Origin of the sequence: Paenalcaligenes hominis (assembly GCF_011927625.1) — a bacterium.
GTDB lineage: Bacteria > Pseudomonadota > Gammaproteobacteria > Burkholderiales > Burkholderiaceae_B > Paenalcaligenes > Paenalcaligenes hominis.
In genome coordinates this window covers 49463-64639 of sequence record NZ_JAATIZ010000004.1, presented here as the reverse complement: position 1 = coordinate 64639, position 15177 = coordinate 49463, and the positions used below count along the sequence as shown (strand labels likewise).

Here is a 15177-nt window from a genome sequence, read left to right as displayed (position 1 = left end):
AGTTAGACGCAAGAACATAGGCTAAGCTAACATAACAGCTAAACAACAGTTTACATTGATGCACGTATTCTACTGGTTATCTGTATATTTATACAGTATAATAGCTTTATATTGATAATGATGGTTTGCCCATTACTACATAGGACATATACATGGACGATAAGCGCAACAAAGCTGTAGCTGCAGAACGTGAAAAAGCCCTAGCTGCCGCACTGTCTCAAATTGAAAAGCAGTTTGGTAAAGGCTCCGTAATGCGTTACGGAGACAACCAAGTCGAACACGACATTCAGGTGTGCTCCACTGGTTCTTTAGGCCTAGATATCGCTTTAGGTGTAGGCGGGCTGCCTCGTGGTCGAGTCATAGAAATCTACGGTCCCGAGTCGTCTGGTAAAACCACGCTTACCCTCGAGGTCATTGCTGAAATGCAAAAAATCGGCGGTACTTGTGCATTCGTTGATGCCGAGCACGCTCTAGACGTTCAGTACGCTTCTAAATTGGGTGTAAACCTTGATGACTTGTTGATCTCTCAGCCAGATACGGGCGAACAAGCCCTCGAAATTACGGACGCCTTAGTCCGTTCGGGTTCTGTGGATTTAATCGTCGTGGACTCGGTCGCAGCACTAACACCTAAAGCCGAAATCGAAGGCGACATGGGCGACTCTTTACCTGGTCTTCAAGCTCGCCTCATGAGCCAAGCCCTGCGCAAATTGACCGCTACTATCAAGCGTGCGAACTGTATGGTAATTTTCATTAACCAAATTCGCATGAAAATTGGTGTAATGTTCGGTAGTCCCGAAACCACCACAGGCGGGAATGCCTTAAAGTTCTACTCTTCAGTGCGTCTTGATATCCGTCGTATTGGCTCAATCAAACGCGGTGATGAAGTCGTAGGTAACGAGACCCGCGTTAAGGTTGTAAAAAACAAAGTGGCGCCACCTTTCAAGCAAGCCGAGTTCGATATTATGTATGGGGGCGGCATTTCACGCGAGGGCGAAATAATAGATCTAGGCGTACAGGCTGGCATTGTCGACAAGGCCGGAGCCTGGTACAGCTATGAAAGCACACGCATTGGTCAGGGCAAAGACAATGCGCGCGAATACTTGCGTGAAAACCCAGTTTTAGCACGGGAAATTGAAAACAAAGTACGCGCACATCATGGCATTACCGTACTCGAGGAAATCAAAGAATCCCCAGCGCCTGCTGCAGCAAAAATAGATGCTGAAACGGTCGAGGATAAAAAATAACCGTTATGCAAAACTTTAATGACGAGGGCGATTTTGAGCAGCTCGGCTTTGAAGATTTCGAACAATTAGGTTCGGCTAAAGAACCCCCCTCCAAACGGAAGGGGGTTTCTTTAAAAGCACGTGCTATTGATTTCCTGTCTAGACGTGAACACTCTAGGCTCGAGCTGCAGCGCAAATTACAACGTCATTCTGACGATCTCGAAGCCATTACCCAACTACTAGACGAGCTCCAGGCCCAAAACTGGTTGTGTGATGAACGCTTCACTCAAAGCTTAATCAACCGTCGCGCCCACAAGTTCGGCACCCGGCGTCTCTTGCAGGAATTACGCCAACAAGGGGTTGATGCCGAACACATTGACTTAGCACTAGAACAATTAAAAGATTCCGAGTTTGAACGGGCATTAGAGGTTTGGGAACGCAAGTTTGGCACTGCTCCTACCGATCAGAAAAGCTATGCAAAGCAGCACCGGTTTATGGCGAGCCGTGGTTTTAGTCCAGATTTACTGCGTAAAATTCTCGACCGATTCAACGAGGCTATCTAAATGGTTAAAACGGGTCGCCCTAGCTTCAGGTGACCGCTACGCGTACATTTTGTGACTTGGCGCGTAGCATGGGGCACATTTGCTCTTAAAAACAAAATCGTGCGCCAAGACTAGGTGTAGCCAAGTATTTTTAGTTAATGGTACGCTTAGGCGTTAGGCATTTCTTAGCCCCATCGCTTAACAGCTTGCTTAAGTGGCTACGGTTTTATTCTGAATCCGTGCTATTTTAATTTTTCATAGAGAAAATAGCTGCCTAGCGTGGGAGGTGCGCTATACTTAGAGTGTTTTGTTGTTCGCTTTCCTGTAGGTATTTGTATGGCTTTACCCGAAATCACGGTTGCACGTATTCCTTTACACAAACGTTCAGTTGTCGTAGAGGTCTTCGAGCGTGCCGATGGTTTATGGGATCTTGATGCCGAACTGGTCGATACCAAATCCTACGCTTTCCCCTTGTCCAATGGTGGTGAACATCCTGCTGGTCAACCTGTACATCATATGCTGCTACGCATAACTATTAATAGCGACTACACCATTGTAGATGCAGGCGTACAGTACGACGCAGCGCCTTATGCCGTGTGTGACACGATTGTTCAAAGCTATCAGAAGCTGATAGGACTGAACTTAATTCGTGGGTTTAGACACGAAGTGCGTGCACGCTTAGCCGGGAAACACGGCTGCACGCACATGACAGAGCTAACCAACGTTTTACCTACTGCCGCTATCCAAGGTGTAGCAGCGCGATTAAACCGTTTTAATTCTGGCCAAAAACAACAAACAAGGCCATTTCATATAGATGGTTGTCATGCTTTACGGGCCGATGGCGAAGTAGTTAGGGAATTTTACCCAAAGTGGTATGAAAAGCCCGAAACGGCGCAGTAACTTGAGTTTTGTCCACGTGTTTCTTGTAAACCCGTGGATGATTTTTTAATGTGTTCTTAGACTGACAGGTACTAAATGAAAATTCATGAATATCAGGGCAAAGCACTGTTAAGAAAGTACGGAGTAGCAGTGCCAGAAGGCATCCCTGCTTTTTCCGTCGACGAGGCAGTGGCAGCAGCTGAAAAGCTCGGGGGACCGGTGTGGGTGGTTAAAGCACAAATTCATGCCGGCGGTCGCGGTATGGGTGGTGGTGTAAAACTAGCTCGCTCTATGGATGAAGTTAAACAGTTGGCTACTGAAATCTTGGGTATGCAGTTGATCACGCATCAAACTAGCCCCCAAGGTCAAAAAGTACGCCGTTTACTCATCGAAGACGGCGCTGACATTAAAACGGAATATTACGTAGGTATTGTGACAGACCGTGAATCCCAGCGTATTTGCGTGATGGCCTCCGCCGAGGGTGGTATGGAGATCGAAGAGGTCGCAGAAACAAATCCAGAAAAAATTCTAAAAGTATTTGTGGATCCTAAAACAGGACTCACCACAGAAGAGGCAATTGGCTTGGCTGCTGGTATTGGCATTCCCGAAGCTTCCCAAGCTCAGGCCGCTGACCAGTTCCAAAAGCTTTATCAAGTTTACTGGGACACCGATGCCTCATTAGCGGAAATCAACCCACTTATCTTGACGGGTTCCGGCGATATTATGGCACTTGATGCCAAGTTTAACTTTGATACCAATGCGTTATTCCGTCAGCCTGAACTCGTGGAATACCGCGATTTAGACGAAGAAGATCCCGCAGAGGTCGAAGCCAGCAAGTACGATTTGGCTTACATTCAGCTCGAAGGCAACATCGGATGCTTAGTGAATGGCGCTGGTTTAGCTATGGCTACCATGGACACCATCAAGTTGTTCGGTGGCGAGCCAGCTAACTTCTTAGACGTTGGTGGCGGAGCTACAGCAGAAAAAGTAACTGAAGCCTTTAAGATCATGTTGAAAAACGATGATGTTAAAGCCATTTTGGTAAACATTTTCGGTGGCATTATGCGTTGCGACGTTATTGCAGAAGGCGTTATTGCTGCATGTAAAGCCGTGAACCTTGATGTTCCTCTCGTTGTGCGCATGAAAGGTACTAACGAAGAGCTAGGCAAAAAAATGCTAGCAGAGTCTGGCTTGCCTATCATCAGTGCTGACACCATGGCCGAAGCTGCAACCAAAGTGGTTGCCGCCGCTAAGTAACCGGAAAGGATTGTTTACATGTCAATTTTGATCAACAAAGATACCAAGGTCATTACACAAGGTATTACCGGTAAAACCGGTCAGTTCCACACACGTATGTGCCGTGAATACGGTAACGGTATGGAAGCCTTTGTCGCTGGCGTCAACCCACGCCGTGCAGGCGAAGATTTCGAGGGCGTGCCCATTTACGCGACAGTGAAAGATGCGCGTGATGCTACCGGTGCAACGGTTTCTGTTATTTATGTCCCGCCAGCAGGTGCTGCCGATGCTATTTGGGAAGCTGTAGACGCAGATCTCGATCTCGTTATTTGTATTACCGAAGGCATTCCTGTGCGTGACATGCTCGAGTTACGCAATCGCATGCGTGATGAGAACAAGAAAACGTTATTGCTTGGGCCAAACTGCCCAGGTTTAATTGTGCCTGATGAAATTAAAATCGGCATTATGCCAGGCCATATTCATCGTAAAGGTCGCATTGGTGTAGTAAGCCGTTCCGGTACACTCACTTACGAAGCCGTTGCCCAATTAACTGAGCTCGGTCTGGGTCAATCCGCCGCAGTAGGTATTGGTGGCGATCCTATTAACGGTTTGAAGCACATTGATGTGTTGAAAATGTTCAACGACGACCCCGATACCGATGCCGTTATCATGATTGGTGAGATCGGTGGTCCCGATGAGGTTAACGCGGCACGTTGGGCTAAAGACAACATGACCAAGCCTATTGTTGGCTTTATCGCAGGGGTTACAGCGCCTCCCGGAAAACGCATGGGTCATGCAGGTGCGTTAATTTCTGGTGGTGATGACACAGCGGATGCAAAATTAGCCGTCATGGAAGAGTGCGGTATCAAAACCACACGCGATCCATCTGAAATGGGTAAGCTTCTAAAATCGATTCTGTAATCAACAGATGATAAAGCTTAGCTAGACAAACCCCGCTGAAGCGGGGTTTGTTGTATGTTGTGATGTTGAATCATTTAATAATTAAAACCATGGCACACCAACGACAACGTTTAACTCCCCAAGCCACTAGCCTTATGGTGTTATTGTGCTTTGTTTGGGCTTTGGCACAAGTAGGCTTGAAATATACAGCGCATGATATGGCGGCGACCTTGCAAATTGCAGTGCGCTCCATTGGCGGTGCGGTGTTGACGTGGGGGTTTGTTCGGTGGCGAGGGCAACGGCTGTTTACTATGGCTGGCGCTTGGCGGCCAGGAGTCGTAGTGGGGGCTCTTTTTGCTGGGGAATTCTTTTTCGTTGGCGAAGCCTTACGTTACACCAGCGCCTCGCATGTTTCTATTTTCCTTTATACCGCTCCCATTTTCGCCGCTTTAGGCTTGCACTTTTTTACCCCCGATGAGCGCTTACAACCACTGCAATGGTTAGGGGTATTACTCGCCTTTGTGGGGGTCACAATTAGCTTTCTTGGTCGCGACACACTCACCATGTCGGGTGCGAGTCTGCATGGGCTGTTAGGCGATGGACTAGCGCTTTTGGGCGGCTTATTTTGGGGTGCCACGACCGTCGTCGTACGAGGCACACGTTTAAAAAATGCGCCCGCCACAGAAACGTTGTTTTATCAATTATTAGGCGCCTTTGTTATTTTATTAAGCGGAGCCTATTTAACAGGTCAAACAGGGGTAAATTGGAGCTGGTCGTTGATTGGAAATTTAATTTTTCAAACGATTGCGGTGTCTTTTGCTAGTCTATTGGTTTGGTTTTGGTTGCTACGCCATTACTTGGCATCACGCTTGGGCGTCTTGTCCTTTATGACCCCCTTGTTTGGGGTACTGCTAGGCGTACTGCTATTAAATGAACACATAGAGCGCAGCTTTATGGTGGGTGCCGTGTGTGTGGTACTAGGTATTATTTTAGTCAATGGCCATGACTGGTTTTTTAAGTCGACCAAGCTAAACCTAACAGTTAGCGTAAACACTGACAATCAAGAGTCTTCCTCGCCAGATCAATCAACCCGCTAACGTTCACGGCGCAAGTTAGACCTAGCGGTGTGGAGCGCACAGCGCATTCCAGATTTGCATAGCTAAAGAATTTACGTTACGCTTTGCGTGGGTATTTGTCTAGCATGGGGCTAGGCAAATAGGTAACGTACAGGTCGGGCCGCCTGCACATTTCATTATTTTAAGGTTATGAAAAATAATACCTCACCCAGTCAGCTCCCGTTTGGCCATCGTCTTGCTCAGTCCGTTTCAGACCAATTCACTCGTTTAACTCATATCGAAGCCTTTGGCGGCATAGTTTTAATTGCTGCTGCCGTGGCGGCGCTTGTGTGGGCGAACTCGTCCTATGCACAGCAGTATTTCGACTTTTGGGAACAAACAGTGGGTTTTGAGCTAGGTGATTTCGCCATGTCGGGAAGTCTGCATTTTTGGGTTAACGATGCCTTAATGACTGCTTTTTTTCTAGTGGTCGGGATGGAGATTAGACGAGAAATACACGAAGGGGCTTTATCTAGCTTTGCGCAAGCCTCATTGCCTTTAGTAGCAGCAGCAGGTGGTGTTATCGTACCGGCCCTGATTTATCTGATGATGAATACGGATCCGGTACAGGGCAGAGGTTGGGCTGTACCTACCGCAACGGATATTGCGTTTGCGGTAGGGGTGCTTGCTTTGTTAGGACGCTCTATTCCCTCTAATGTACGCATTATGCTTTTGGCAATTGCCATTATTGATGATGTGGTTGCTGTACTGATTATTGCCTTTTTTTACTCTGGCGGTTTGGATTACAGCGGCCTCTGGCTCATCGCAGCAGGTATGCTTCTGGTGGTTGTGTGGCAGCGGTTAGGTATCGCTTCTGCTTTTGCTTATTTAATTCCCGGAGCCATACTATGGTTTGGGGTGTTAAAGATGGGTGCACACCCAACCCTGGCAGGTGTCATTTTAGGTTTAATGACCCCCGTGTATGCGCGTCCTTTACGCGCTGATCCGCTAACAGTGGTTGAAGAAAATATAGCGCGTATTAAGGCGCAAGCCCACTACTCAGATAAAGACGAGTTAGTGATATTGCAGTCTATTGAAAAAGTACGTGAAGCACATCGTGAACTATTACCGCCAGTGGCTCGAGTGCAAATGCAATTACACCCTTGGGTAGCATTTCTTGTTATGCCGGTCTTTGCTTTAGCCAATGCGGGAGTCAGCTTTAAAGGTTTAGAGGTTAGCTCTGGAGCAGCACAATCTGTGATGTGGGGCGTTATTCTGGCTTTAGTTATCGGTAAGCCACTAGGTATTTTTATAGCCTGTCGTCTGGCTGTCGCGTTAAAAGCCTGTCAGCTAGCCGAGGGGGTAACCTGGTCAGGCATTCTATTAATTGGCTTGCTAGCAGGGATTGGCTTCACTATGTCTATTTTTATTGGTACGCTGGCTTTTGATAATGAAAGTCTGCTTAATGCGGCTAAGCTCGGTGTTTTGGTGGCTTCTTCAAGTGCTGCGCTATTAGGCTTAGGATGGGGCGCGTGGTATGTGCACCGTCTTAATAAGTAGGTGAAAAGATGCCCTTCGTTGTTACCGAATCCTGTATTCAATGCAAATACACAGATTGTGTGGCGGTTTGCCCGATGGATTGTTTCTTCGAAGGGCCCAATTTTCTAGTGATTCACCCTGATGAATGCATTGACTGTTCTATTTGTGTCGCCGAATGCCCGGTGAATGCGATTGTTAGTGCTAATGAAATCAGAGCGGATCAGGCTGAGTTTGTCGAGCTTAATGCTCGGCTAGCTCAGCATCCAGAGTGGAAACGCATACGTAAATCTAAGGCGCCCTTGACCGAGCATGAATACTGGAAAGACCAAACCGTTAAACGCCACTTGTTGCAACTTTCCTATTCAAGCCCAAAATAGTGTAGTGCCTTTTTTGCTAGGCTTGGGCTAGCGGTAATAGTGATTAATGCTATTCATGAATAATCAAGACTTAGCACTGAGAAGCACAGTTAATGCAAGTCATACCTGATAAAAAGCATTACAATCAAATCTTTGGTATTTGAGTGTGGAATTTGTATGTTGTGGCTAGTTATAGCAATAGCACTGCTAGCGGTTGTGCTTATGATCAAAGGGGGTGGGTGGTATTTCCGCGAAGATAACAGTGCAGAATACGCCCCTACAAAACGCAAAGGTGCCTATTTTATTGGCATAGGCGCAGTGCTTTTACTCAGTTTAGCCTTTTGGAACGAATTCGTTTATAAAAAATCCCAAAGTGCACTAGAGCGCGAGGAAAAGCGTATCGCTGCTATTTGTACCGATGTGGTTAAAGCTTTTAATAAAACCAAAGAAGAGGTCGAGGCAAGCCTTACCGATATGAAACTAGTGCAGTTTCCATTTTTACCAAAAACCTCTTCTAAAGCCCTAGGTCAGTGTCAATTTTCTATTGTAGCAACTGTAGAGGCTAGCCATAGAACAGACGGTACCCACAGTAAAACATATAACGCCTTGGTTGAGTATGACCCTCAACAAGAAATCTGGCATGTGCGTCAGGTAGACTGGCTAGATTAAGCGCAAAGCTGACCTCAGATTTCTAGTCGTTATGTTGTATTGAGTCACCCAGATACAGAGTATTAAGATAATTCAGCAATCTTAACCATAAGGTACAAGATGGCTTTGTTTTTTAACGCTTTATTACGGAGATAAAAGTTATGACAATTACGAGACAAGGCAGTAATGCGGGCGTTTGGTTTCAAGCTGATGAGTGGGAACAATTAACTGGCGGCTTGCCTATTTATCGTGGGTTTACTCGGCCTCTTGAGTCCGAGACTGTGCATTTAAAAGCGCCTAGTAACCGTCCCCCTAAAAATATCCCTGAGCACGATCATCATGCAATCGACGCTTGGTTTCTAGAGCATTTTGGCGCTCCATTTCGTTCAGGGGCGTTATACGGTACCGGCAATTTTGAAAAAGCCGTGGCTCATGCGGGGCCGGACGGAGAGGTAGCTTTAATTCGTCCTAATGCCGAGTTCACATTTTGCTGGAGCCCACTCAGCTATGACTTGATGGGCGAGTACGCGCAACGTGAAGCCAGTTCGGATTTGATTGCTTTTTTAGAAGGGCTACAGTTTCAACAGCATGACCTTGAGCAAGCTGCCTTATCGGGTCATGAGATTATGCTGGTTAGCCCTTCTTTTACCATCGAGCGTGTCCTTACTATTTAGAGTCAAAGCCGAGTTTTAGGCATTATTGCTGTGATTCGGTTTCCCCTAGAAACCCCCCACTTTGATGCCGCCATAAACGAGCATAAATGCCATCTAAGGCAATTAGCTCGTGGTGGCTGCCACTTTCTACAATGTGACCTTGATCCATGACGATTAAGCGATCCATGGCAGCAATGGTTGATAAACGATGTGCAATTGCAATCACTGTTTTACCTTCCATTAATCGATCTAGGCTACTTTGTATAGCGACTTCGACTTCAGAATCTAAAGCGCTAGTGGCCTCATCCAAAAGTAAGATAGGGGCGTCTTTCAACATAACACGAGCAATAGCTACGCGTTGGCGCTGCCCGCCCGATAGATTTACTCCGCGCTCGCCTACCTGCGCCTCATACCCAGAATTGCCGTGTCGATCCGTTAAACGCTCAATAAATTCAGCCGCTTCGGCTTGCAGAGCTGCAGCATGCATATCTGCCTCTGTGGCGTCCGGGTTGCCATAAAGAATGTTTTCTCGCATCGAGCGATGTAATAACGACGTGTCTTGTGTCACCATACCAATGGCTTGGCGCAAGCTATCTTGAGTCACTAAGGCAATATCTTGATCATCGATTAGTATACGGCCCTGTTGCGGCTCATGAAATCGCAGCAATAAATTAACTAGCGTAGACTTACCAGCACCAGAGCGACCGATTAACCCAATTCGCTCACCAGGCTTAATAGTGAGATTGAGGTGATTAATAATTGGTCGTGGATTGTCCTTGTAGCCAAAAAGCACGTCTTCAAAACGAATTTCACCGGCTTTAACCTGCAAAGGTAGAGCAGTGGGGTGATCAATAATAGTTTTAGGTTGGCTTAGAGTGTACATGCCGTCTTGAATTGTGCCTATATTTTCAAAAAGGCTAGTCATTTGCCACATAATCCAATGAGAATAGCCGGACAAACGCAAGGCCATAGCCATTACTGCTGCTACCACACCTGCGCTAGCTTGATTCATTGACCATAAGTACAGAGCCGTACCTGTGGAACCCAGCAATAAAGCCGTGATCATAATGTGGTTAGTGGTTTCAAATAGGCTGACTAAGCGCATTTGCTTATAGCCCGTTTGTTTGAACGCATCCATGGCGCGCCGTGCATAGTCGGCCTCGCGTTGGCTATGCGCAAAGAGTTTTACGGTAGCAATATTCGTGTAGGCATCTGTAATCCGACCTGTCATCAATGAGCGGGCGTCGGCTTGCTCTTTTCCTACTTGACCAAGTTTGGGTACAAAATACCAACAGGCGCCACTGTAGGCAAGCACCCAAATAATAAAAGGAATAAGCAGTCGTACCTCGAAGCTACCTGCAAGAATGAGGATGCCGATTAAATACACCACCACGCCTACCAATACATCGACCACGACAAAAACGACATCACGTACAGCCAGTGCAGTTTGCATGACTTTGGTGGTGACGCGACCAGCGAATTCGTCAGCATAAAAAGACAGGCTTTGGCCAAGCATTTGGCGATGAAAGAGCCAGCGTAGACGCATAGGAAAATTAATCGCTAGCACTTGGTGCATCACCATGGTGTGCAAAACTAAAATAACGATACTGCCTAATAAAATAGCCCCTATGCCTAACAAGGCGGAACGTTGCTCGCTCCAAAGTTCAGTGGGAGCAAGCGTGCTCAACCAATCGACGACCTGACTCAAAATGGCAAATAAAAAAGCTTCATAGCCAGCCATAACGGCCGAAGTGACGGTAAGCAAACTAATCCAACCCCGTATACCCGTCGTTGAGTGCCACATGAAAGCAAAAAATGTTGAGGGGAATCGTTGTGAGCTTGGCGCGGGGTAGGGCTGGACACGGCGTTCAAAAAAAGAAAACACAAGCCACCTATAGAAAAAGACAAAACCAATAAAAATTAAAAAACCCGTAAAAGTGCAAGCTTGGCTGGACTTTTACGGGTTGGTATAACGTGCTTAAAAGAGTTTAAGCAGAGCAGGATAAGCACTCATCTGGGACAACCACACCACTCTTAGAGTAGAAGTAGTATTGACTGAGAATGTTTTCATCCAAAAATGCCATGGTAATGAGTTCAGCAATTTGATCTTCGGAGCCTTCGTCAGCAACAAAGAAGTTCAGCGATTGACCTTGGCAGGTATATTTTTGACGCTGCGAAGCATGACGCAAAATCACTTTTTGCTCGACCTCGTAAGCATTCATGAAGACTTGTTTTTCCTCTTCGGTTAGCCAGTCTACGTGCTGTACGCTACCAATATGATTAATGATATCGCGGATCGTGTCTTCGTTGTAAACCCCTTTTTCTTTCATTTTCTCGTAGAAAACTGGGGGAATACGACGTAATTCGCCTACGGCAGATGCCATATCAAACACCATGCCTGGGTCTGGAGACCACGACTCACTGACACCACCCATTAATAACGCCGTGGATTTAGTCGGTGCATAAGCAGTACGGTGAGTATTGCGTACACCGTAACCTTTACACCATTCAGGCTCACCAAATTTTTCAGCTAGCCATTGGGAAGCACGTAGTGACTCATCGTGAATATGTTTAGCCATTTCGTTAGAAAGAAACTGCGCTTCTAGACTGGCGTATGGGATATTTTTTGCTTGGAGATAGGTGTGGAAGCCCATGGCGCCTAAACCAATGGCTCGGCCGCGCATGGTGAAATCACGTACTTTCTCTAGGCCAGGTACCCCTTCGCTGTTGCGAATAAAGTCTTCACATAAACAGTCTAAAAAGACAGTAGCAATAAAGACGGAATCCGAGTCTTTAATTTTATCCCAGTTAGCTAAGTTCATAGAGGCCAGAATGCATGAGTACGTGTAGTCCTCAGAACTGTGCAACATGATTTCGGTACAAAGATTGGTGGCTTTAACATCTAAGCCATGATCTTTATACATATCTGGACGTTGACGGTTAGCTTTGTCAATAAAGAAGAAGTAGCCTTTACCTGTAACCAGTTTGACGTAGAGCGCACGGGTAAATTTACGTTGGGCTTCAGGGTCGCCATTTTTTAAGGACTCGACAAAGGTGTCGCGTACAGTCCAGCCAAAGTTTTTACCGTCTGGGTCACGCATCAATAAATCGACGGCCTCGTCCCAGTCGGGGTGTTCAATATCCAGGTAGCCCGCTACCGCACCACGGCGATTACCGCCTTGGCTAATTTTAGAGGCGCAGGTAAAGAAATCTTCCATGACGGGAATAGGGCCACTGGCTTCGCCACCTGCTGTAATAGGGGCGCCGCGAGGTCGGATGGAGCTAAAGTCTGCGCTAGTGCCGAAACCATTCTTGGATAACAGGGCCATTTCTTTGAGGCCATCGTAGAAAGACACAACGCTGTCGCCAATAAATTGGCCAGAGCAAGACACATTCATGCCTCGATCAGTACCTGTATTCGACAGGGCAGGAGTCGCGGGGGACAAGATGCCATCCCAAAGCTCATTGAAGAAAAGTTCTTCCCACTTTTCTTCCTCGCCCACCATATATTGGGCAAGTGTCTTAGCAATAGTACGGTGACGGCCCAATAGAGCGGGCTCGTCTTTGTACTGATACTTTTCTTTGAAAAGTTGCCAGCCTTGGGTAATGTACCAGGAAGGAAGATGTCCAATTTCTTGGAGATGTTTACGCTCGGCACTGAGCTGCTCAAACATCTGTACTTTTTCTTCGCTAATCCCTGACTGTCTAAAGGACATTTTCTACCTCTTTTCTAAATGTAAGCTTGTAACGATCCCAGTTACGGCGATATTGGATTTGGGTGCCAGCAAAGAAATCAGGGACCTTTACCGTATTCAATTGGTTATAAAACCAGCCAGAAATGAGCCCCGATTCTTGATCAAACATAGGAGGCATTTCTAAGCGCTCGAGGACGATATTGATACGATCGCGTACAAATTCAAGAAGCTCTTCTTTGGTAGTGACTCGGTTACCAGGTATTTCAAACATCAAGTCAATAATGCGGCTTTCATGCAAATAAAGCATTTCAGCCATTTTCCAAATGGACTCACGCAGTTTCTTGTCATCGTCTTCACTGTGATAGCCCATTACTTGGCGCTCGTGTTTACACTCTTTGTGTAAAAAGCTTGAGGCAATAGAGTGAAAGTTTTCGTCTTTAGCGGACGCGTCGATGCCAGAAACAAAGTGAGGAATTAAGTTAAAGCCGCGGCTGTTGAAGCCTTTGAAAAAACCAAACGCGGAATACAGCACAACGCCTTCAAGTAGAGCAAGAGCTGCAGTGACCTCGAGAGGGCAATCGCCTTCGGCATAACGGTCGATAAACGCAATACGGTCTGCCAACACGGAATCGCGCTTCCACTGCGAGTAAAACTCGTCCGTTGAGTTACCCATAACAACGTTGCCAATATCATAGAAAGGCGCGTGTACGTGTAATTCTACATCGGTAAATTTAGCGCACATGCGTGCAATCTCTGGACGTGGAAACATCTTGGGGATCTTGCCACCCCAAAGGTTTTCGCCGCCGAGCATCAATTCGTATTGGGTCAAGATGGACTGAGCTGTGATCACACCGTGTAATTCGGCTTTATTTAAATTGATCTTGAAATCTTGCTCGTCTTCTTCGACGCCTAATTCCTCGGCAGTCCAATAGATATCTTGTTGACCAATGGCCATTTCGGTAGCCCATGGATACCTAGCTACGTAGGAATCGGTAGGCGTTTCTATTTGACTTTTATAGATCATAAACTCCTAGTCCTTTTCTGTGTTAGTTCGTAATCTGTGGCGCAGACGCGATTCAACAACGCAGCAATAAACTGTGACTGGTCGCGGTCCGTGCAGCAGGACGCCCCTGTGGGGAATAAATTAAATGGGAAATTCGGGTAATTCAGAGATAGATCTGAACTTATAGCATGCTGTATATTTATACAGTACAATGTAATCTGGGGTTAACGATATTTAAAAATTTCGGTTTATGCGGTGCTGTAGCTTTGGTATTTCGGTACAGCGCGTCCAACTTGATCGGATCTCGGGGCAGGGCCCTGACTAAAACTAAAAGGTAGATCACGACGAGTCATGTGCAACTTAAATTCAAAATATCTAGTTAACGAGAGCTTGCTGTCACGTAGCAAGTCAACGAGAAATATGCGTTGAAATTTGCCCTGCTAAAAAGGCAAGGAGCTATTCTAGTACAACAATTTGTCCCGTTAAAGCCATAAAGTAAAACGCTTGATTATTTGCGAAGCACTGTCTTGATGAGGTGAGGCCGATACTGCCTAGCTTTGTGCAAAGTACAACTGGTTTCGCCAAAGCTTTCAAAGCAGTAGGTTGGTTAAATACTGTTGTTTTTAAGTCTTACTTGCCAACTACAGATTTTAATCAAAACCACAACATTTAGTGTCGCATGGCTAAATAATACGCCTAGGTTGTGTTTTAAAGCAAGTCGATCACTATAGTTTGTGGGGGTTTAAATTGTGTGCAATTATTAACTTGCAGTGCAACATAGAACACGTTTTTGCTTAATCTTACGCCGCCAAGCGTATGATTAATCGGCGACTTAGCGTTTTCTTCTTATTAAAAAACAGAGCAAAAAAGCCTTTTATGACAGTCTTATTTCGTCGTTTTTTTGTTGATACACCGCTTCATCGCATAACCCACTTTTGCTTTACGGTTTAGCTTTGGTTTTGTGACGCCTCCCTACGGCCGATCCATTGTCTTGATCGTTTCCTAAATCCTAAAACGAAGCATACAAGCACACAGAACTACGCTAGCAAGACGTAACGTCGGCTAGCGCGCATCAAGCCTGCTATTGACCCGGTTGGGCTCAGACAGCATGTCTTAATGGGTAGTGGAGTCAGTGGGTTTTAAATTATTTTTGCCAATAATAGCCACTGCCAGATCTAATGACTTTTGTATGCGAGCTTGCATGGTGTCTTTAGCTAATTGCGGTAGTTGATATTTTTCGCTAATCTCGTTTGCTATGTCGTGTAGCAGAGCAAGTGTCTCTTGAGGATTAGCAGTTTTTGCGGCAAACATAGCGATATGTGAAGTGATCAGAGCTTGATCAGCTAGCGCAATACCTAGCAGCGTTTGTTGGTCTTGGGCAGAGGTCGGGGAAGGATCGGACATAAGGAATAAGAATAAATAAAGATAAATGCTGTAGGCCAAGATGG

The 15177-nt window shown here is 46.2% G+C and carries 14 protein-coding genes; 10 read left to right on the top strand and 4 right to left on the bottom strand.

Annotated elements, in window-relative coordinates:
- Positions 1–152 precede the first annotated feature (152 nt).
- The 10 genes from recA (at position 153) to GGR41_RS10195 (ending at position 9052) form a co-directional block, all read left to right on the top strand.
- Positions 153–1244, top strand: coding sequence for a recombinase RecA (gene recA / locus GGR41_RS10240; protein WP_229711192.1), 1092 nt, complete (start codon positions 153–155; stop codon positions 1242–1244).
- A 5-nt stretch (positions 1245–1249) separates the two neighbouring features.
- A complete protein-coding gene (gene recX, locus GGR41_RS10235) occupies positions 1250–1786 on the top strand; it encodes a recombination regulator RecX (RefSeq protein WP_167661760.1) in 537 nt (178 codons plus the stop codon).
- Between the two features lie 315 nt (positions 1787–2101).
- Positions 2102–2665, top strand: a complete 564-nt coding sequence (locus tag GGR41_RS10230; protein WP_077732996.1) for a DUF2889 domain-containing protein — start codon at positions 2102–2104, stop codon at positions 2663–2665.
- A gap of 75 nt (positions 2666–2740) precedes the next feature.
- Entirely contained in the window at positions 2741–3901 is a 1161-nt protein-coding gene (gene sucC, locus GGR41_RS10225) for an ADP-forming succinate--CoA ligase subunit beta (protein WP_167661759.1), read from the top strand.
- An 18-nt stretch (positions 3902–3919) separates the two neighbouring features.
- The gene (gene sucD / locus GGR41_RS10220; protein ID WP_077732997.1) at positions 3920–4801 is read left to right on the top strand and encodes a succinate--CoA ligase subunit alpha; all 882 of its coding nucleotides are present in this window, start codon (positions 3920–3922) and stop codon (positions 4799–4801) included.
- 89 nt (positions 4802–4890) lie between these two features.
- Entirely contained in the window at positions 4891–5877 is a 987-nt protein-coding gene (locus GGR41_RS10215) for a DMT family transporter (RefSeq protein ID WP_167661758.1), read from the top strand.
- A 168-nt stretch (positions 5878–6045) separates the two neighbouring features.
- Positions 6046–7395: a Na+/H+ antiporter NhaA gene (nhaA, locus tag GGR41_RS10210; protein ID WP_167661757.1), complete on the top strand. Its 1350-nt coding sequence runs from the start codon at positions 6046–6048 to the stop codon at positions 7393–7395.
- Positions 7396–7403: 8 nt separating this feature from the next.
- The gene (gene fdxA, locus GGR41_RS10205; protein ID WP_167661756.1) at positions 7404–7751 is read left to right on the top strand and encodes a ferredoxin FdxA; all 348 of its coding nucleotides are present in this window, start codon (positions 7404–7406) and stop codon (positions 7749–7751) included.
- A 156-nt stretch (positions 7752–7907) separates the two neighbouring features.
- Positions 7908–8399 carry a hypothetical protein gene (locus GGR41_RS10200; protein WP_167661755.1) on the top strand — a complete coding sequence of 164 codons (492 nt, stop codon included), beginning with the start codon at positions 7908–7910 and terminating at the stop codon, positions 8397–8399.
- A 140-nt stretch (positions 8400–8539) separates the two neighbouring features.
- On the top strand, positions 8540–9052 hold the full coding sequence (locus tag GGR41_RS10195; protein WP_167661754.1) for a hypothetical protein: 513 nt from the start codon (positions 8540–8542) through the stop codon (positions 9050–9052).
- Positions 9053–9074: 22 nt separating this feature from the next.
- On the opposite strand, the gene GGR41_RS10190 is transcribed toward GGR41_RS10195, so the two are convergent.
- The 4 genes from GGR41_RS10190 to GGR41_RS10175 all read right to left on the bottom strand — a co-directional run bounded on the left by GGR41_RS10190 (position 9075) and on the right by GGR41_RS10175 (position 15133).
- The gene (locus GGR41_RS10190; protein WP_167661753.1) at positions 9075–10916 is read right to left on the bottom strand and encodes an ABC transporter ATP-binding protein; all 1842 of its coding nucleotides are present in this window, start codon (positions 10914–10916) and stop codon (positions 9075–9077) included.
- A 103-nt stretch (positions 10917–11019) separates the two neighbouring features.
- A complete protein-coding gene (locus GGR41_RS10185) occupies positions 11020–12747 on the bottom strand; it encodes a ribonucleotide reductase N-terminal alpha domain-containing protein (protein WP_167661752.1) in 1728 nt (575 codons plus the stop codon).
- Complete coding sequence (locus GGR41_RS10180; protein ID WP_167661751.1) at positions 12737–13750, bottom strand: ribonucleotide-diphosphate reductase subunit beta; 1014 nt, start codon at positions 13748–13750, stop codon at positions 12737–12739. Before GGR41_RS10180 ends, GGR41_RS10185 begins: the two co-directional genes overlap by 11 nt.
- Positions 13751–14842: 1092 nt before the next feature.
- Positions 14843–15133: a hypothetical protein gene (locus tag GGR41_RS10175; protein ID WP_167661750.1), complete on the bottom strand. Its 291-nt coding sequence runs from the start codon at positions 15131–15133 to the stop codon at positions 14843–14845.
- Positions 15134–15177: the final 44 nt, after the last annotated feature.

What these genes read in the sequence shown, in the direction of transcription:
- sucC (WP_167661759.1), top strand. Translation starts at nt 2,741, where the DNA reads ATGAAAATTCATGAATATCAGGGCAAAGCACTGTTAAGAAAGTACGGA.
- GGR41_RS10195 (WP_167661754.1), top strand. Translation starts at nt 8,540, where the DNA reads ATGACAATTACGAGACAAGGCAGTAATGCGGGCGTTTGGTTTCAAGCT.
- recA (WP_229711192.1), top strand. Translation starts at nt 153, where the DNA reads ATGGACGATAAGCGCAACAAAGCTGTAGCTGCAGAACGTGAAAAAGCC.
- sucD (WP_077732997.1), top strand. Translation starts at nt 3,920, where the DNA reads ATGTCAATTTTGATCAACAAAGATACCAAGGTCATTACACAAGGTATT.
- GGR41_RS10180 (WP_167661751.1), bottom strand. Translation starts at nt 13,750, where the DNA reads ATGATCTATAAAAGTCAAATAGAAACGCCTACCGATTCCTACGTAGCT.
- GGR41_RS10230 (WP_077732996.1), top strand. Translation starts at nt 2,102, where the DNA reads ATGGCTTTACCCGAAATCACGGTTGCACGTATTCCTTTACACAAACGT.
- GGR41_RS10185 (WP_167661752.1), bottom strand. Translation starts at nt 12,747, where the DNA reads ATGTCCTTTAGACAGTCAGGGATTAGCGAAGAAAAAGTACAGATGTTT.
- recX (WP_167661760.1), top strand. Translation starts at nt 1,250, where the DNA reads ATGCAAAACTTTAATGACGAGGGCGATTTTGAGCAGCTCGGCTTTGAA.
- GGR41_RS10175 (WP_167661750.1), bottom strand. Translation starts at nt 15,133, where the DNA reads ATGTCCGATCCTTCCCCGACCTCTGCCCAAGACCAACAAACGCTGCTA.
- GGR41_RS10200 (WP_167661755.1), top strand. Translation starts at nt 7,908, where the DNA reads ATGTTGTGGCTAGTTATAGCAATAGCACTGCTAGCGGTTGTGCTTATG.
- fdxA (WP_167661756.1), top strand. Translation starts at nt 7,404, where the DNA reads ATGCCCTTCGTTGTTACCGAATCCTGTATTCAATGCAAATACACAGAT.
- GGR41_RS10215 (WP_167661758.1), top strand. Translation starts at nt 4,891, where the DNA reads ATGGCACACCAACGACAACGTTTAACTCCCCAAGCCACTAGCCTTATG.
- nhaA (WP_167661757.1), top strand. Translation starts at nt 6,046, where the DNA reads ATGAAAAATAATACCTCACCCAGTCAGCTCCCGTTTGGCCATCGTCTT.